Below are 15,727 nucleotides of genomic sequence, written 5' to 3' on the forward strand. Positions count from 1 at the left end.
CACCTGGTCGCTTTGTCTTCGCGCCTCATCAGGCCTAGGCTGCCCGCCGGAGCTCCGCAGCAATGACCGCGCAAAAACCGAAAATTCTCCTGAGCGAAGGCTCCAGCCTGTCGTCGCGCGAAGCGATCACGGCGTTGGGGCTCGCCGGCCACCGCGTCGAACTGGTGTCCAGTGATCCGATGTGCCTTGGACGTTTTTCGCGCTTTGTCAGCCGCATCCATCGGGCGCCGGCATCGGGCACCGATCCCGACGGCTATCTGGCCGCCGTGATCGAAGTCGTGAAGACGAGCGGGATCGACGCGCTGCTTCCGGTGCATGAGCAGGCCTATCTGTTCGCCGCCGCGCCCGGAAAACTTCCCTCCGGCCTCGGCGTGGCGCTCGCCGATTTCGAGGCGTTCGAACAGGTGCAGAGCAAGGCTGGTCTCGCCGAACTGCTGGCGCGGCTGAACGTGCCTCAACCAAAGACCGAGGTCGTAGGTTCCGCGGATGAATTCGTGGCGACGCGGCCCTACCCGTTCTTCGTCAAGTCAGCCTTCGGCACCGCGAGCACTGGCGTCTGGCGGGTGCGCGATGCGCGTCAACGCGATGCCGTGCTGACGCAACTTCAACAGCACGATGCGTTCGCCGAGGGCCTGCTGGTCCAGGCCGCGGTGACGGGATCGCTCGAGCGTACACAGAGCGTGTTCGACCGCGGACGCCTGGTCGCGAGTCATATCTATCGCCAGGTCGTGGAGGGACCCGGCGGCGGCGACGTGCTCAAGATCAGCGTCGTCAGCGCGCCAGTGCGCGAGATCGTGGAGCGGATCGGGCAGGCGCTCAATTGGCACGGCGCGTTGTCGTTCGACTACATCCGCGAGGACGCAACCGGCACGCCATATTTCATCGACGCCAACCCGCGTCTGGTCGAGCCGATGAATGCATGGCTGAGCGGCGTCGATCTGCCCGGCGCCTTGTTGCGGGTTTCGCTGGGCGAGACGCCGCCTGAGCACGCCCCCGGTCGCGAGGGCGTGCTCACCCGGCTCGGCCTGATGGGGCTGCTGGATGCCGCGCGACAGCGCGATCGCAGGCGCGACGTGGTGCGGGAAATCGCGCTGCTGGCGGGCAGCACCGGGCGCTATCGCGGCTCGCGCGAGGAACTGGTGCCGCTGTTGACCGATCCGTGGTGCGTTGTTCCGCTGGGCGTGGTGATCGCGCGGCTACTGCGCAATCCAGGCGTGGCCGCGCGGTTTTCGGACACGGCGGTCGCCGCCTACAGCCTGACACCCCAGGCGATCCATCGCCTGCGCGCATGGCGCCATGCCGCATAACGATCGTCGCCGCGGGACGATTGCCTTAGCGCATTCCAGCACGTAGCCTGCCGGACAAGACCAACAACAATAGCCGTTCCGGAGAAACACCATGGCGCGCCTCAAATTCGGAGCCTTTCTCGCCCCGCATCATCCCATCGGCGAGCATCCGATGCTGCAATTCCGCAGGGATCTCGATCTGGTCGAGCAGCTCGACGCGCTCGGCTATGATGAATTCTGGTGCGGCGAGCATCACTCGTCGGGCTGGGAGATGATCGCCTCGCCGGAAATGTTCCTGGCCGCCGCCGGCGAACGCACCAAGCGCATCCGCCTCGGCACCGGCGTGGTGTCGCTGCCCTATCACCATCCCTACAATGTCGCCCAGCGCATGGTGCAGCTCGACCATATGACGGGCGGCCGCGCCATCTTTGGCTCCGGCCCGGGAGCGCTGGCTTCCGATGCGCATACGCTCGGCATCGATCCGATGACCCAGCGCGACCGCCAGGACGAGGCGATCGCGATCATCCGCCGGCTGTTTCGGGGCGAGCGCGTCACGGCCAAAAGCGACTGGTTCACCATGAACGACGCCGCGCTGCAGCTCCTGCCCTTGCAGGCAGAGATGCCGTTCGTGGTGGCGTCGCAGATTTCGCCCTCGGGAATGACGCTCGCCGGCAAATACGGCATCGGCATCATTTCGCTCGGCTCGATGTCGACGCAAGGCCTGATGGCGCTGCCGACGCAATGGGGTTTTGCGGAGGACGCGGCCAAGAAGCACGGCACCACCGTGAGCCGCGCCGACTGGCGCGTGCTGCTGTCCTGGCACATCGCCGAAAGCCGCGAACAGGCGCGCCGCGAGGCCGGCGCCGGACTGATGCGCTGGCACAATGAATATAATGTGCGCACCCTGCAGCGGCCGGGCCTGCAGCCGTTCACCTCTCCCGAGGACGCGGTGGAGAAGACCGCGGGCGGCGAGGGCGCTGCCTCCACCATCGGCACCCCGGACGATCTGGTCAAGACCATCAAGAACCTGATGGAGGTCTCAGGCGGCGTCGGCACCATCATCGGCTTCGTGCACGACTGGGCCAATCCCGAAAACACCCGCCGCAGCTGGGACATGGTGGCGCGCTACGTGGTGCCGGAGATCAACGGCCATATCGACGGGCTGCGCCGGTCGCAGAAGTTCGTGATCGAGAACCGTGAGGTGTTCGAGCGCGCAGGCCAAGCCGTGATGGCGAAAATCATGGAAAACGACAAGGCCGCGGCAGCCCTTCCGCTCACCGGCCCCGGCCGCGTCGCAATCCCGACCATCAACGCGCCGGATCTGCAGAAGGAAGCGGCGAAGCGGACAAGCAAGGCGTGAGGTGCGACCGTCCCGCATCCAAGAAATGACCGGAGCAAAAGTCGCCGGGCTTTGCACTGGCGACACAAGCAGCTAGTTTACTCTTATAAATTATTGCCGGTGACCGCGCGCGCGGTCGCCGTCGCGGTCCGTTATCAATCGGGATCAAACGGAGCAACTGCCATGTCGATGCAAAGTGTGGCCTCTCCCGCAATCGCGTTCACCCCGCCCAAGCGCAATTCGCTGACCCATATTCCCGGCGACGAGGGCTGGCCGATCATCGGCAAGACGCTGGCGATTCTTGCCGACCCCAAGCGACAGGTCGAGCGGATGCATGCCAAATACGGACCGGTCTATCGCAGCCACGTCTTCGGCGAGACCAGCCTCACGCTGCTTGGACCGGAAGCCAACGAGCTGGTGCTGTTCGACCAGGCCAAGCTGTTTTCCTCGACCCATGGCTGGGGCCGGATTCTGGACCTGCTGTTTCCGCGCGGATTGATGCTGCTCGATTTCGAGGAGCACCGGCTGCACCGGCGCGCGCTGTCGGTGGCCTTCAAGTCCGGACCGATGAAATCCTACCTCGCAGCGCTTGATAGCGGGATCGCGGCGCGGGTCAGGCATTGGAAGGCGCAGCCGGGGCCGGTGCTGTTCTATCCGGCGATGAAGCAGCTCACGCTCGATCTCGCCGCGACCTCGTTCCTTGGCGCCGATATCGGGCGCGAAGTCGACGAGATCACCCGCGCCTTCGTCGACATGGTGGCCGCCTCGATCTCGGTGATCCGCAAACCGCTGCCCGGCACCAAGATGGCACGCGGCGTCCGCGGCCGCGAACGCATCGTCGCCTATTTCTCGGAGCAGATTCCGATTCGCCGCGCCAAAGGCGGCGGCGAAGACCTGTTCTCGCAGCTGTGCCAGGCGACCCATGAAGACGGCGCGCTGCTGTCGACGCAGGATATCGTCGATCACATGAGTTTCCTGATGATGGCCGCGCACGACACGCTGACCTCGTCGCTGACGTCGTTCGTGGCAGCACTGGCCACCCATCCGCAGTGGCAGGCGAAATTACGCGACGAAGTGAACAGACTCGGCATCGCGCCCGACCAGCCCATGACATTCGACAATCTCGAAGCCATGAAGCACACCGAGATGGCGTTCAAGGAAGCCATGCGGCTGAAACCGCCGGTGCCATCGATTCCGCGCCGCGCCGTTCGCGATTTCACCTTCATGGGCTATGCGATCCCGGCCGGCACCTTGCTCGGCGTCAATCCGATATTCACCCACCACATGCCCGATATCTGGTCCGAGCCGGAAAAATTCGATCCGATGCGCTTTACCGAGGAGGCGCAGCGCAATCGCCACCGCTTCGCCTGGGTGCCGTTCGGCGGCGGCGCGCATATGTGCCTCGGGCTGCACTTCGCCTATATGCAGGCGAAATGCTTCGCTCGGCATTTCCTGCAGAACGTCGACGTCTCAATGGAGCCCGGCTATACGCCGGAATGGGCGATGTGGCCGATCCCGAAGCCGCGCGACGGATTGCGGGTGACGCTGAAGGCGCTGGGCTGAGCCGATCAAGCAATCTGCGGCGGCGCCTCGATGCCGATGACGTCGATGCCGTCGGCGCGCCCGCGAATCGGAAGCCGGCCGAGATCGCGCACCGCGAACGGCGGCGTCGGGCCGAACCGTTCCATCGCCGCGCGGGAAATCAGAAAGCCGCCATCCACCGTGCGGCTTAGCTCCTCGAGCCTGGCCGCGGTATTCATCACATCGCCGTTGAAGACGATGGCGCGCTTGATGTCGCCGATCTCGCCCACGATCACCGCTCCGAAATGCAGGCTGCCGCGAATCCGCGGCACCACGCCGAACTCGCGTTGAAATTGGCCCGAGGCGTCCGCCAGCTCTCGACGCATCGCCATGAAGCAGCGCAGCGGGCGGTAATCGACCGCACCGCCGCGTGCCGGCCAGGTGACGATGATTTCGTCGCCGACGTAATCGAGGACTTCGCCGCGATAATCCACGACGGAAAGGGTGAGCAGGCGAAAAATGCGGTCGAGCAGGCGATGGATGCCGACGCCGCCGAGCCGCTCGGCGAGCCCCGTCGAACCCGCGATATCGACGAACAGCACGAAGCGGTCTTCCTCGACCGGCGTGCGATAACGCCCGATGATGAGGTTCTTGAAGGCGCGCGGCCCGATGATGTTTGCAATCCCGAGGCCGAGGTTCATCGCAACCGAGAGCAGCGCGGAATAGATGAATGAGGCCCAAAACAATCTGCTCGACATTTCGAGAGGAAGTCCGGCGATCCTTTCACCGAGCTCCAATCCCTGGATAATGACAATGATCGCTGCGTAGATTGCACTCCGCACGATCAGACTGGTTGCGAACGAAAGGCCGCCGAGCCACATTTGCATCGGACCTTCCAGCACGAAGTACTGGATCGAGCCGAGCGCAGCGCTGATTGACACCCCGTACGCTATTCCCGCGACCACGGAGCGAGCCGACCCATGACCCTGCGCGAGGCTGAACACGATTCCGGCGATGGCCCCGGCGACAACCACGCCCGCGAGGACCCGCAGCTTTCTTTCCAACCTTGCGTCCATGCCGCCTGCCCCCAGCGATGCCCGTCATTCGACTATACACGGACCTGATCAGCCCCCCTCTCAACCGTCACGCAAAAATCGCTACTCGATGAAGGTCGTGAGCTCTGCGCCTTCGTCGGCCACGAAAACCGCGATCAACTCCGCGGACTCGGTATTGCTGGCATTGGCGGAGACCAGATGCGTCGCGCCGGGCGGCTCGAAGAACGACTGGCCGACCTTGAAGGTCTCGACGGGACCGCCGCCAAGCTGCGAACGGATTTCGCCCTTGGTGATGTAGGCGGTGACCGAACCCGCGTGGCGATGCGCGCGGGTAAATCCGCCGGGGCCATAGAACACGCGCACGATGGTCACGCGCTTGCCCGGCACGTTCGGTAAAGCATAGGAAGCGATCGGCTCGACTTTGTCGAGCGCAGAGCCCGCGGAATCGCTGACCGCGCACAGCGGCGCAACCGCCGTCGAAAGTGCGTCCATCGCGACCGGCAGCATCTTCCCGATCAGGAAGGCGCACGCGAGACCGCCGAGCGCGGCCGCATAAAGCGGCCGAGCTTCAGGTCGCCTGAGCGAGATATCGAATGTTGCGTACATCGAGTCCTCCCGGCTTCAACACTAGGTTCTGTCGTCATTGCGAGCGCAAGCGAAGCAATCCATGGACCCGGCCGGGCGGCTACCCCGCACCCTGATCGAATGCCTTGCGCAGCGCGACGTAGCCCTGTTGCTGCTGACTCCAGTTGCGGCCGCCGGTAATGGCGCCGTCGATGACGAGATCGTGCCCGTTGATGAAGGTGGATTCGTCGCTGGCGAGGAATACCGCGGCGAAGGCGATGTCATCCGGCAGCCCGGCGCGCGGGATCGGCTGCGCGGTCTTGTAGACCTCGCGCATCACGTCGGGGGTTTTCTCAGCGGCCTCGACCGACAGGCCGAGCGCCTTGCCGAAAATGCCGGTCGCGATCGCACCCGGCGAAATGGAGTTGACGCGGATGCCGGCTTCGCCGAGCTCCATTGCCACGCATTTGGTGAGGTGGACGACGGCAGCCTTGGCCGCGCCGTACACCACCGACGACGAAAATCCGGCCAGCCGTCCCGCGATGCTGCCGTTGTTGATGATGCTGCCGCTTCCCTGGCGGCGCATGTGGGGCGCGGCGTGCTTCATGCCGAGCATTACGCTGCGTACCAGCGTCGCCATCGCGGCGTCGAAGCGCGCCACTTCGAGACCCTCGATACCGCCGGTCTGCGCCGGGCCGCCGGCGTTATTGAACAGGCAATCGATGCGGCCGAATTTCTCCACCGCCTCCCCGATCAGCGCCCGCATTTCGTCCTCGACCGTGACATCGGTCCGCCGGAAGATGCAATTGGCTCCGAGCTTCTTGGCCAGCGCCTCCCCCTCCGGCACCCGGCGTCCGGCGACGACGATTTTCGCGCCTTCCGCGACGAAGATTTCCGCGGTGCGCAGGCCGATGCCGCTGGTCGCGCCGGTGATGACCGCGACCTTGCCGCTTAACCGTCCCATGTCGTTCTCCTCTGGCAATGTTTGGGTTCGATAATCCCCGGCCTGATGGAACAAGGCAAGCCAGGCTTTCTATCCATGAATGAATTAAATGCCCGCGACTCCGTTTGGCCGCCACAAACCGCGTCTCCGGCACCGAAGCTGGCCGTTTTTGGATTTGCCGATCGGCTGATGTAATGTGGCCCATCATGAAATTGATCGACGAGTTCCGGCAAGGCTGGCGAGGACTGTCCCGGCCCTCGCCCCTCCTCAGCATCGGATTTGCGGCGAGCTGCCTCGCCTTGGCGACCGCGGCACGATCGGTTCTTTCGCTGCTGCGGCCCGACGTGTTCTTCACCCCCTATATTCCGGCCGTCTTCTTTGCCACCGCGTTCGGCGGCTTGCGGATCGGGGTCGTGACGGCGCTGGCCGGGGGCGCGCTCGGCGTCAGCTTCAATTTTAACGGCGGGCCAGCCGATTCCGCAAGGCTGGGGCTGATGGCGATCTACCTCGTCGTGTGCGGCCTCACGATTTGGGGAATCGAGCATTACCGGTCGATCGCCTCGCAGCAACGGGAGATCGCCAAGCGGCTGATTGAGGAAGAGACGTATCGCAAGCTGGTGGTCGACGAGCTTCAGCACCGGCTGAAGAACAAATTATCGACCATCCACGCGGTCCTGCACCAGGTGCTGCACGAACAGCCGCAGGTCTGGGCCAGCATCGATCAGCGGCTCCGGGCGCTGGTGGCGACCGACGACCTGATCGCGCGGGTCGACGGCAGCGGTTGCGACATTAGGGATCTCCTGCTTTCGGAACTCGGACCTTATGGCCATGTGCGCTTTACCCTGAACGGCAATCCGCTGTTTCTTCCGGACAAGCTCGCGGTCAGCCTGGCACTGATATTCCACGAACTAGCCACCAATGCCGGAAAATACGGCGCGTTTTCCTCGCCGCGCGGGCTGTTGCAGGTGTCGTGGTCCGTGTCGGACGACCGGCTCACCATCAACTGGGACGAAACCGAAGGTCCTCCGGTCGAAACGATCGGGGAAGCCGGCTTCGGCACCAGGCTTTTGAAATCGGCGCTGAGGGCGTTCGACGGCAAGACCGAAATCGCCTTCTTGAAAACCGGGATTCACTGCACCATGCATTGCCGCATCCCCAGGAGCTGAATGGCCTCAAGCTTCGGGTCCGCGGCGTCTGACGGCACCGCCCGGTCCGCATCGCCGAACGCAATTTGCTGGTCTCGAGTTGGACTGACATCAGCGAGCAAGAGGCCGTCGAGATCGCTATCGGCGCGGGCCGTTCGGCCGGCTTTTTTGGCCGAACGGCGTTTTTCCCCAGAGGCTCTATTTCCCCAGAGGCTCTATTTCGACAGCACCGGCAACGGCGGCACGCTGTCGTTCGGCGCGCCGGCCTGCATGGTGATCAGCGTCATCGACGTTATATCGTAATAGCCCATGATGCCGATGATATCCATGATGCCGCGCTCGCCGAATTTTTCCAGCGCGGCCGCGTAGACCGCGTCCGAAACTTTCTTGTCGCGGTAGAGCGCTGTGCCGAGGTCGTACAGCGCGGCTTCGTCATCCTTCATGTTGTCCGGCCGTTTGCCTTCCGCGATCGCAGCGGCGATCCTGGGATCGAGACCGGCCTTGATGGCGAGCGGATAGTGCGCGAACCATTCATATTGCGCGGTCCACTGCCGGGCGGTGATCAGGATCGCGAATTCGCTCAGCCGCGGCGGCAGCGACGTATTCCAGCGCAGATACTCCGTCAATGCCGTCAGGCGCGGCGCCAGATCGGGGTTGCGGATATAGGCGCGATAGGGCGGGTTGGTGAACTTGGCATTGCGCGGCGGGGCCGCGATCATGTCCGCCCAGGCCTTCTGCGCCGGACTGAGTTCCTCGGGCTTGAGCGGCGCGAAGCGGGTGGTGTCCTCGGCGCGGCCCATGTGAGGGGCTGCGATCAGCGTCGCCAGACAGGCAGCGGCAAGCCGTTTCTTCATCGTTTTTCTCCCTCGGAAATCGCGGACTTCCGCCGCACCGCCCTTGGCGGCCGTTCGGCGAGATTATTCGGAAGCCGGATTGGTTCAATGGGAGACTTGTTTCAGGTGGAAACGGCTGGACGACGGACGAGCCCGCCCCGGCCTGTCCGGCCGCCAAACATGGAATTGCAATGTTCGTCCAGCTGTGCAACTCGCTGTGCTAAGAGAATTTCCGCAAACAGGAGGAGCTGCCGTGCGTCACCCACTTATCCTTGCAACCGCCTTGGTAACTGGCTTGGGCCTGATCGGCAGTGCCGCGGCGCAGGCCGACGATCTGAAGATCGCTTTGATCTACGGCAAGACCGGCCCGCTGGAGGCCTATGCCAAGCAGACCGAAACCGGCCTGCGGATGGGACTGGAATACGCCACCAAGGGCACCATGACGCTGGACGGTCGCAAGATCGTCATCATCACCAAGGACGACCAGGGCAAGCCGGATCTGTCCAAGGCGGCGCTGGCGGAAGCCTACCAGGACGACAAGGTCGATATCGCCATCGGCACGACATCGTCGGCCGCAGCACTCGCCGACCTTCCGGTCGCGGAGGAAAACAAGAAGATCCTGATCGTCGAACCGGCGGTCGCGGACCAGATTACCGGCGAGAAGTGGAATCGCTACATCTTCCGCACCGGGCGCAATTCCTCGCAGGACGCGATCTCGAACGCGGTGGCGATCGGCAAAACCGGCGTCACGGTGGCGACCCTGGCGCAGGATTATGCATTCGGCCGCGACGGCGTGGCCGCGTTCGAGGAAGCGCTGGCGAAAACTGGCGCCACGCTTGCCGCCGAAGAATATGCACCGACCACTACCACCGATTTCACCGCGGTCGGCCAGCGCCTGTTCGACGCGCTGAAGGACAAGCCCGGCCGCAAGATCATCTGGATCATCTGGGCCGGCGCCGGCAATCCGCCGAGCAAATTGCAGGACATGGATCCGAAGCGCTACGGCATCGAGCTTTCGACCGGCGGCAACATTCTGCCGGCCCTCGTTGCGTATAAGGGCATGCCCGGCATGGAAGGCGCGACCTATTATTATTACGACATTCCGAACAACCCGGTGAACGACTGGCTGGTCGCTGAACACCAGAAGCGTTTCAACGCGCCGCCGGATTTCTTCACCGCCGGCGGATTTTCGTCAGCGATGGCCGTGGTCGCCGCCGTCACCAAGGCCAAATCCACCGACACCGAAAAGCTGATCAGCGCCATGGAAGGCCTGGAGTTCGATACGCCCAAGGGCAAGATGATCTTCCGGAAGGAAGACCATCAGGCGCTGCAGAGCATGTATCACTTCAAGGTCAAGGTCGATCCGAAGGTCGAATGGGCCGTGCTGGAGCCGGTGCGCGAACTGAAGATCGAGGACATGGACATCCCGATCAAGAACAAGCGGTGACCTTTTCTCTCCCTCGCCCCGCTCTTCGCAGAGGGTTGGGGTGAGGGGCTGTCTCAACGGGCGCGACTCGCTGAGAGTCCCCCTCACCCGATCGCTGCGCGACAGCCGATGCGAAGCATCGGTGTTCTGTTAGAAGGACGACCGCCGCAGGCGGCCAATGCTCTCCCCGCAGGCGGGGGAGCGGTGAGTGTTAGCATCACGAGCGTGCCCCAATGACCCACACTCTCGAAACCCGCGACCTGACCATCCGCTTCGGCGGCCATGTCGCGGTCAACCGCGTCAGCTGCATTTTTCGGCCGGGCGAGCTGACCGCCATTGTCGGGCCCAACGGCGCCGGCAAAACCACCTATTTCAACCTGATCTCCGGACAGTTGCGCCCGAGCGAAGGCAACATCCTGTTCGATGGCCGTGACATCACCCCGCTTTCCGCGCCGCTGCGCACCCGCGCCGGCCTCGGCCGCGCCTTCCAGCTCACCAATCTGTTTCCGAACCTCAGCGTCGAGGAGAATGTCCGGCTCGCCGTACAGTCCGAAAGCGGTGTGCATTACGACATGCTGCGGCCGTGGATGACGCGCAAGGACCTGATCGCGCGCGCCGACGCCATTCTCGACAAGGTCGCGCTCGGCGGCCGGCGCGGCGTGGCGGCGACCGCGCTGTCACATGGCGATCAGCGCAAGCTCGAGGTCGCGCTGATGATGGCGCTCGAACCGAAAGTCTTCATGTTCGACGAGCCCACCGCCGGCATGAGCATCGATGAAGTGCCGGTCGTGCTCAATCTGATCGCGCAGCTCAAGCAGGATGCCAGCAAGATCATCCTTCTGGTCGAGCACAAGATGGACGTGGTGCGTTCGCTGGCCGACCGCATCATCGTGCTGCACAACGGCCAGCTCGTCGCCGACGGCAAGCCGGCCGAGGTGATCGCCTCGCCGATCGTGCAGGAAGCCTATCTCGGCATCGCGCCCGGAAGGACCGCGGCATGACCGACCTTCTGACGCTGGTCGGCGTACATACCCATATCGGGCGCTATCACATTCTGCAGGGCGTCGACTTCGCCGTGCCCGAGGGCCAGACCACGATGCTGCTCGGCCGCAACGGCGCCGGCAAGACCTCGACGCTGCGAACCATCATCGGGCTGTGGCAGGCTTCCGCCGGCCATATCTCGCTCGACGGACAACGCATCGAAAAGAGCGCGACCCCAGACATTGCCCGGCTCGGCGTCGGCTATGTCCCGGAGAGCATGGCGGTGTTCTCCGATCTCTCGGTGAAGGAAAATCTGGTACTGGGCGCGCGGGACGGCCCGCTCGACGACACCCGCCTGAACTGGATTTTCGGCTTCTTCCCGGCGCTCAAGCGGTTCTGGCTGTCGCGCGCGGGCAGCCTGTCCGGCGGCCAGAAGCAGATGCTTTCGATTGCCCGCGCCATTGTCGAGCCGCGCAAGCTGCTTTTGATCGACGAGCCGACCAAGGGTCTGGCGCCGGCGATCGTGGTGGCGCTGATCGAATGTCTCGCCGAGATCAAGCGCCGCGGTGCGACCATTTTGCTGGTCGAGCAGAATTTCCATGCCGCGCGCGAGCTCGGCGACACGGTGCTGGTGATGGATAATGGCAAGATCGTCCATCGCGGCGAGATGGCGGCGCTGGCCGCCGACGTCGCGCTGCAGGAGCACCTCCTGGGCTTGAGCCTGGAGACCCATCAATGACCGACCTCACCGCGACAGCCGCATTGCCGAAACCGAAGCGGGATTTTTTACCCGCGCTGCTGCCGGCAGCGCTGGCGCTCGCGATGCTTCCCTTGATCGGATCGGGCAGTTCCTGGGTCACGCTGACGGTAGCGAGCCTTGCCATGGGCATGATGATCTTCATCATGGCGTCCGGGCTGACGCTGGTGTTCGGCCTGATGGACGTGCTCAATTTCGGCCACGGCGCATTCATCTCGGTCGGCGCCTATATCGCGACCCTGGTGCTGCTGCCGCTCGCGAGCTGGGTGCAGGCCGACTCGCTGCTGACGAATTTGGCGGTGCTGGCGCCGGCCGCCGTGGTGGCGATGGCGGTCTCCGGCGCGCTCGGACTGGTGGTCGAACGCGTGCTGATCCTCCCCGTCTATGGCCAGCATTTGAAACAGATCCTGATGACGACGGGCGGATTAATCGTGGCCGAGCAGGCGCTCTATGCGCTGTGGGGACCGCAGATCATACCGCTGCCGCTGCCGACCTCGCTGCGCGGCTCCTTCATCATCGGCGACATCGCGATCGCCAAATACCGTGTGCTGGCGATGCTGGTCGGCCTGATTGTGTTTTGCGGCATTCAGGTGGTGCTGAACCGCACCAAGATCGGGCTCCTGATCCGCGCCGGCGTGGAAAACCGCGAGATGGTGGAAGCGCTCGGCTACCGGATCCGGCGGCTTTTTCTGGGCGTGTTCATGGTCGGCTCCGGCCTTGCCGGGCTCGGCGGGGTGATGTGGGCGCTGTATCGCGAACAGGTGCACGCCTCGATAGGCAATGATCTCACCGTTCTCGTTTTCATCGTGGTGATCATCGGCGGCCTGGGTTCGATCGGCGGCTGTTTCATCGGCGCGCTGCTGGTGGCGATGGTCGCCAATTATGGCGGCTTCCTGGTGCCGAAACTGGCGCTGGTCTCCAACATCCTGCTGATGGTCGCGATCCTGATGTGGCGCCCGCGCGGGCTTTATGCGGTGACAAGTCGATGAAGGTCTGCCGATGATGATCCTCTCCGGCGATCCGCCGCGCAGCCGCGCGCTCTCGCTCCTCCTCATCGTCATTATCGCAGCACTTGCGGTTACGCCGCTGGTCTTGCCCGGTGCGAAAGCGATGAACGTCGCCACCAAGATTTGCATCTTCGCAGCGCTGGTGGCGTCCTACGACCTGTTGCTCGGCTATACCGGCTCGGTGTCGTTCGCGCACACCATGTTCTACGGCATCGGCAGTTACGCGATCGCGATCGCGCTCTATGCGATGGGACCGAACTGGGCCGCGGTCGCAACCGGTGTCGTGATCGGCCTGCCGCTGGCCGTGGCGCTGGCGCTCGCCATCGGACTGTTCTCGCTGCGGGTCGAGGCGATCTTCTTCGCCATGATTACGCTTGCGGTGGCATCCGCCTTTCTGGTGCTGGCCTCGCAGCTGTCATGGCTCACCGGCGGCGAGGACGGCCGCAGCTTCCAGCTGCCGGAATTGCTGCGGCCGGGCACCGTGCTGATTTCCAAGGGCACGCTCGGCTTCGAGCTCAATGGCCGCGTGCTGACCTATTATCTCATCTTCATCGGCTGCGCCGCGATGATCCTGGCGCTGTTGCGCGTGGTGAATTCGCCGTTCGGCCGCGTGCTGCAGGCGATCCGGGAAAACCGCTTCCGCGCCGAGGCACTCGGCTTCCGCACCGTGTTTCATCTGACCTACGCCAACTGCATCGCCGCTTTGGTCGCGGCCGGCGCCGGCATGCTGAACGCGCTGTGGCTGCGTTATGCCGGACCGGATACCTCGCTGAGTTTCTCCATTATGCTGGATATCCTGTTGATGGTGGTGATCGGCGGCATGGGCACGATCTACGGCGCGATCATCGGCGCCACGATCTTCATTCTGGCGCAGAACTATCTGCAGGCGCTGATGGGGGCTGCCTCCAACGCCGCCGCCGATGCGGGGCTGCCCTTGCTGCCGGGACTGCTGCATCCCGATCGCTGGCTGCTGTGGCTCGGGCTATTATTCATCGCCAGCGTCTATTTCTTTCCGACCGGCGTCGTGGGACGGTTGCGCAACCCGCCGCGCAAGTCGGGTTGAGGAGGTCGCCATGGCGAAAATCGAATCCCGGCTCAAGGCCCTCGGCCTGGTCCTGCCGCCCGCCTTCGCGCCCCCGCCGGGCGTCGTACTGCCGTTCGTCAATGTGCGCGTGATCGGCAACCGCGCGATCCTCGCCGGGCACGGACCGCAGAGCCCCGAAGGCCCGTTGGCAAAACCGTTCGGCAAGGTCGGGCGCGAGCTCACGCTCGATCAGGGCTACATCGCGGCAAAACTCACCGCACTGTCGATGCTCGGCTATCTCCAGCGCACGCTCGGCGATCTCGACCGCGTGACGCATTGGGTACGGATTTTCGGCATGGTCAATTCCGCGCCCGGTTTTGTCCAGCAACCTGCCGTCATCAACGGCTGCTCCGATCTGATCCTCGAGCTCTGGGGGCCCGAGGCCGGCGCCCACGCCCGCAGCGCGGTGGGGATGGCCGAACTGCCGTTCGGAATGCCGGTGGAAATCGAAGGCGAAGTTCTTATCTCCGGCTGAACGCCATTCGGGAGGAAACCGCATGCCCCCTGTTTCGATCTTGCTCAACGTGCTCTGGATCGTGTTCGGCGGCCTGTACATGGCGCTGGGCTGGGTGATCGCCGGCATCATCATGGCCATCACCATTATCGGCCTGCCCTGGGCAAAGGCCGCGTTCACGATCGCGGCTTATACCAACGGCCCTAATTATTGACTGTTGCCCATGTTCGGGTGGTTATTGACGCGATGCGCTTTGGATCTTTTTCAAAGAAGTTCCAAGCGTCGCAGGCTTTATCGACGATGCCGTCGTAGTCGTCGAAGACGGTGATCGCGAGTTTGTTGCCGCGCAGATATTCCCAGACGTTTTCGATCGGATTGAGTTCAGGCGCGTAGGGTGGCAGACGCACCAGGGTGACGTTTTCGGGGATCGTGAGCGCGACAGCAATGTGATAGCCGGCGCCATCGAGGACAAGAGCGGCGTGGCTACCTGCCGCCACCTTGCGGCCGATCGCTGTGAGATGCAGCGACATGGCCTCGGCGTTCGCCGCCGGCATGACCAGACCTGCTGCGACGCGACGCTGCGGACAGGCCGCGCCGAACAGGTAGGCCCAGTCGTAGCGCTGGTCGTGCGGTGCGCGGGGCCTCGTTCCACGCTTGGCCCAGACGCGGGTCAGCGTGCCCTGCTGGCCGATCCGGGCCTCATCTTGGAACCAGATTTCGATCGGCTTGTCTTTGGCGTGCTCGGGAATTTGCGCCCTGACGGTCGCGGCGAAGTTTTTTTAAACGTCTGCTGGGCTTCTTCGTCAGCCTGCGGGTGGCGGGGCCTTACCGACAGTTTGCGGTAGCCGAGCTTGGCTAGAACCTTCCCGACCGAACGCTCGTGGAGCGTGACACCGAAGCGCCGCTGCAATTCGTCGCGCAGATCGACCCGCCGCCAACGCACTACCCCGTGCACCGCGGGGTCGGGGCCGGCCTCGACAAGCTCGGCCAATTCGGCCTGCTGCCGCACCGTGAGTTTTGATCCGGGACCTGGCGATTTGAGATTGCGAAGCCCGGCCAGTCCCGCGGCGTTGTAACGGTGCACCCAGTCCCGCAAGGTCTGACGGTCCATGCCGCAGGTTTCGGCCGCCGTTTTGCGGTCCGAGCCATCGAGCACCAGCGCAAGCGCGAGTATCCGACGCGCCGCGGCGCTATCCTTCTCTCCTGTCGCTGCCTTGCGAAGCTCCCAAGCCGTCAGATCAAACCGGGTGATCGATACCGCCGCTCCCATCGATGCCGCTCCTCTCAAAAGCCAGCATCGAGTCAGAGTTTCCCTGATTCGGGAATCCCTAA

15 protein-coding genes and 1 pseudogene are annotated in these 15,727 nt (G+C 64.0%); 11 read left to right on the top strand and 5 right to left on the bottom strand.

The features are described from left to right. Nucleotides 1-62: 62 nt before the first annotated feature. The 3 genes from B5525_RS08400 to B5525_RS08410 all read left to right on the top strand — a co-directional run bounded on the left by B5525_RS08400 (nucleotide 63) and on the right by B5525_RS08410 (nucleotide 4,188). Nucleotides 63-1,307: an ATP-grasp domain-containing protein gene (locus tag B5525_RS08400; RefSeq protein ID WP_079565584.1), complete on the top strand. Its 1,245-nt coding sequence runs from the start codon at nucleotides 63-65 to the stop codon at nucleotides 1,305-1,307. Between the two features lie 91 nt (nucleotides 1,308-1,398). Then, nucleotides 1,399-2,646, top strand: a complete 1,248-nt coding sequence (locus B5525_RS08405) for an LLM class flavin-dependent oxidoreductase (RefSeq protein ID WP_079565585.1) — start codon at nucleotides 1,399-1,401, stop codon at nucleotides 2,644-2,646. 162 nt (nucleotides 2,647-2,808) lie between these two features. Continuing rightward, a complete protein-coding gene (locus B5525_RS08410) occupies nucleotides 2,809-4,188 on the top strand; it encodes a cytochrome P450 (protein ID WP_079573101.1) in 1,380 nt (459 codons plus the stop codon). A 5-nt stretch (nucleotides 4,189-4,193) separates the two neighbouring features. On the opposite strand, the gene B5525_RS08415 is transcribed toward B5525_RS08410, so the two are convergent. The 3 genes from B5525_RS08415 to B5525_RS08425 form a co-directional block, all read right to left on the bottom strand. After that, a complete protein-coding gene (locus B5525_RS08415; protein WP_079565586.1) occupies nucleotides 4,194-5,222 on the bottom strand; it encodes an adenylate/guanylate cyclase domain-containing protein in 1,029 nt (342 codons plus the stop codon). A gap of 81 nt (nucleotides 5,223-5,303) precedes the next feature. Then, a complete protein-coding gene (locus B5525_RS08420) occupies nucleotides 5,304-5,807 on the bottom strand; it encodes a cupin domain-containing protein (protein WP_079565587.1) in 504 nt (167 codons plus the stop codon). Between the two features lie 79 nt (nucleotides 5,808-5,886). Then, complete coding sequence (locus B5525_RS08425; RefSeq protein ID WP_079565588.1) at nucleotides 5,887-6,729, bottom strand: SDR family NAD(P)-dependent oxidoreductase; 843 nt, start codon at nucleotides 6,727-6,729, stop codon at nucleotides 5,887-5,889. A gap of 182 nt (nucleotides 6,730-6,911) precedes the next feature. Here B5525_RS08425 and B5525_RS08430 point away from each other — a divergent pair, with 182 nt between their 5' ends. Next, nucleotides 6,912-7,874, top strand: coding sequence for a sensor histidine kinase (locus tag B5525_RS08430; RefSeq protein WP_079573103.1), 963 nt, complete (start codon nucleotides 6,912-6,914; stop codon nucleotides 7,872-7,874). Nucleotides 7,875-8,068: 194 nt separating this feature from the next. On the opposite strand, the gene B5525_RS08435 is transcribed toward B5525_RS08430, so the two are convergent. Continuing rightward, a complete protein-coding gene (locus B5525_RS08435; protein WP_079565589.1) occupies nucleotides 8,069-8,707 on the bottom strand; it encodes a carboxymuconolactone decarboxylase family protein in 639 nt (212 codons plus the stop codon). Nucleotides 8,708-8,939: 232 nt separating this feature from the next. Here B5525_RS08435 and B5525_RS08440 point away from each other — a divergent pair, with 232 nt between their 5' ends. From B5525_RS08440 to B5525_RS08470, 7 genes and pseudogenes are all read left to right on the top strand, one after another. Beyond that, the gene (locus B5525_RS08440; RefSeq protein ID WP_079565590.1) at nucleotides 8,940-10,133 is read left to right on the top strand and encodes a substrate-binding domain-containing protein; all 1,194 of its coding nucleotides are present in this window, start codon (nucleotides 8,940-8,942) and stop codon (nucleotides 10,131-10,133) included. Nucleotides 10,134-10,345: 212 nt separating this feature from the next. Next, nucleotides 10,346-11,113 carry an ABC transporter ATP-binding protein gene (locus B5525_RS08445; protein ID WP_079565591.1) on the top strand — a complete coding sequence of 256 codons (768 nt, stop codon included), beginning with the start codon at nucleotides 10,346-10,348 and terminating at the stop codon, nucleotides 11,111-11,113. Next, nucleotides 11,110-11,832 carry an ABC transporter ATP-binding protein gene (locus B5525_RS08450; protein WP_079565592.1) on the top strand — a complete coding sequence of 241 codons (723 nt, stop codon included), beginning with the start codon at nucleotides 11,110-11,112 and terminating at the stop codon, nucleotides 11,830-11,832. Before B5525_RS08445 ends, B5525_RS08450 begins: the two co-directional genes overlap by 4 nt. Further along, on the top strand, nucleotides 11,829-12,839 hold the full coding sequence (locus B5525_RS08455) for a branched-chain amino acid ABC transporter permease (protein ID WP_079565593.1): 1,011 nt from the start codon (nucleotides 11,829-11,831) through the stop codon (nucleotides 12,837-12,839). Before B5525_RS08450 ends, B5525_RS08455 begins: the two co-directional genes overlap by 4 nt. Nucleotides 12,840-12,849: 10 nt before the next feature. Continuing rightward, nucleotides 12,850-13,920 (top strand): branched-chain amino acid ABC transporter permease, encoded by a 1,071-nt coding sequence (locus tag B5525_RS08460; RefSeq protein WP_079565594.1) that lies wholly within the window; start codon nucleotides 12,850-12,852, stop codon nucleotides 13,918-13,920. Nucleotides 13,921-13,930: 10 nt separating this feature from the next. Then, nucleotides 13,931-14,416 carry a RidA family protein gene (locus B5525_RS08465; protein WP_079565595.1) on the top strand — a complete coding sequence of 162 codons (486 nt, stop codon included), beginning with the start codon at nucleotides 13,931-13,933 and terminating at the stop codon, nucleotides 14,414-14,416. Between the two features lie 22 nt (nucleotides 14,417-14,438). Then, nucleotides 14,439-14,600: pseudogene (locus B5525_RS08470) on the top strand (YccF domain-containing protein); the annotation flags it as partial. Here the strand turns inward: B5525_RS08470 and B5525_RS08475 are convergent. Further along, a protein-coding gene (locus B5525_RS08475) for an IS630 family transposase (RefSeq protein ID WP_197687848.1) occupies nucleotides 14,599-15,665 on the bottom strand; the annotation gives its coding sequence in 2 pieces (ribosomal slippage) (nucleotides 14,599-15,176 and nucleotides 15,176-15,665; 1,068 coding nt in all). The pseudogene B5525_RS08470 and the gene B5525_RS08475 overlap by 2 nt on opposite strands. Nucleotides 15,666-15,727 lie beyond the last annotated feature (62 nt).

The organism is Bradyrhizobium erythrophlei (assembly GCF_900129505.1).
In the GTDB taxonomy this organism is placed as follows: domain Bacteria; phylum Pseudomonadota; class Alphaproteobacteria; order Rhizobiales; family Xanthobacteraceae; genus Bradyrhizobium; species Bradyrhizobium erythrophlei_D.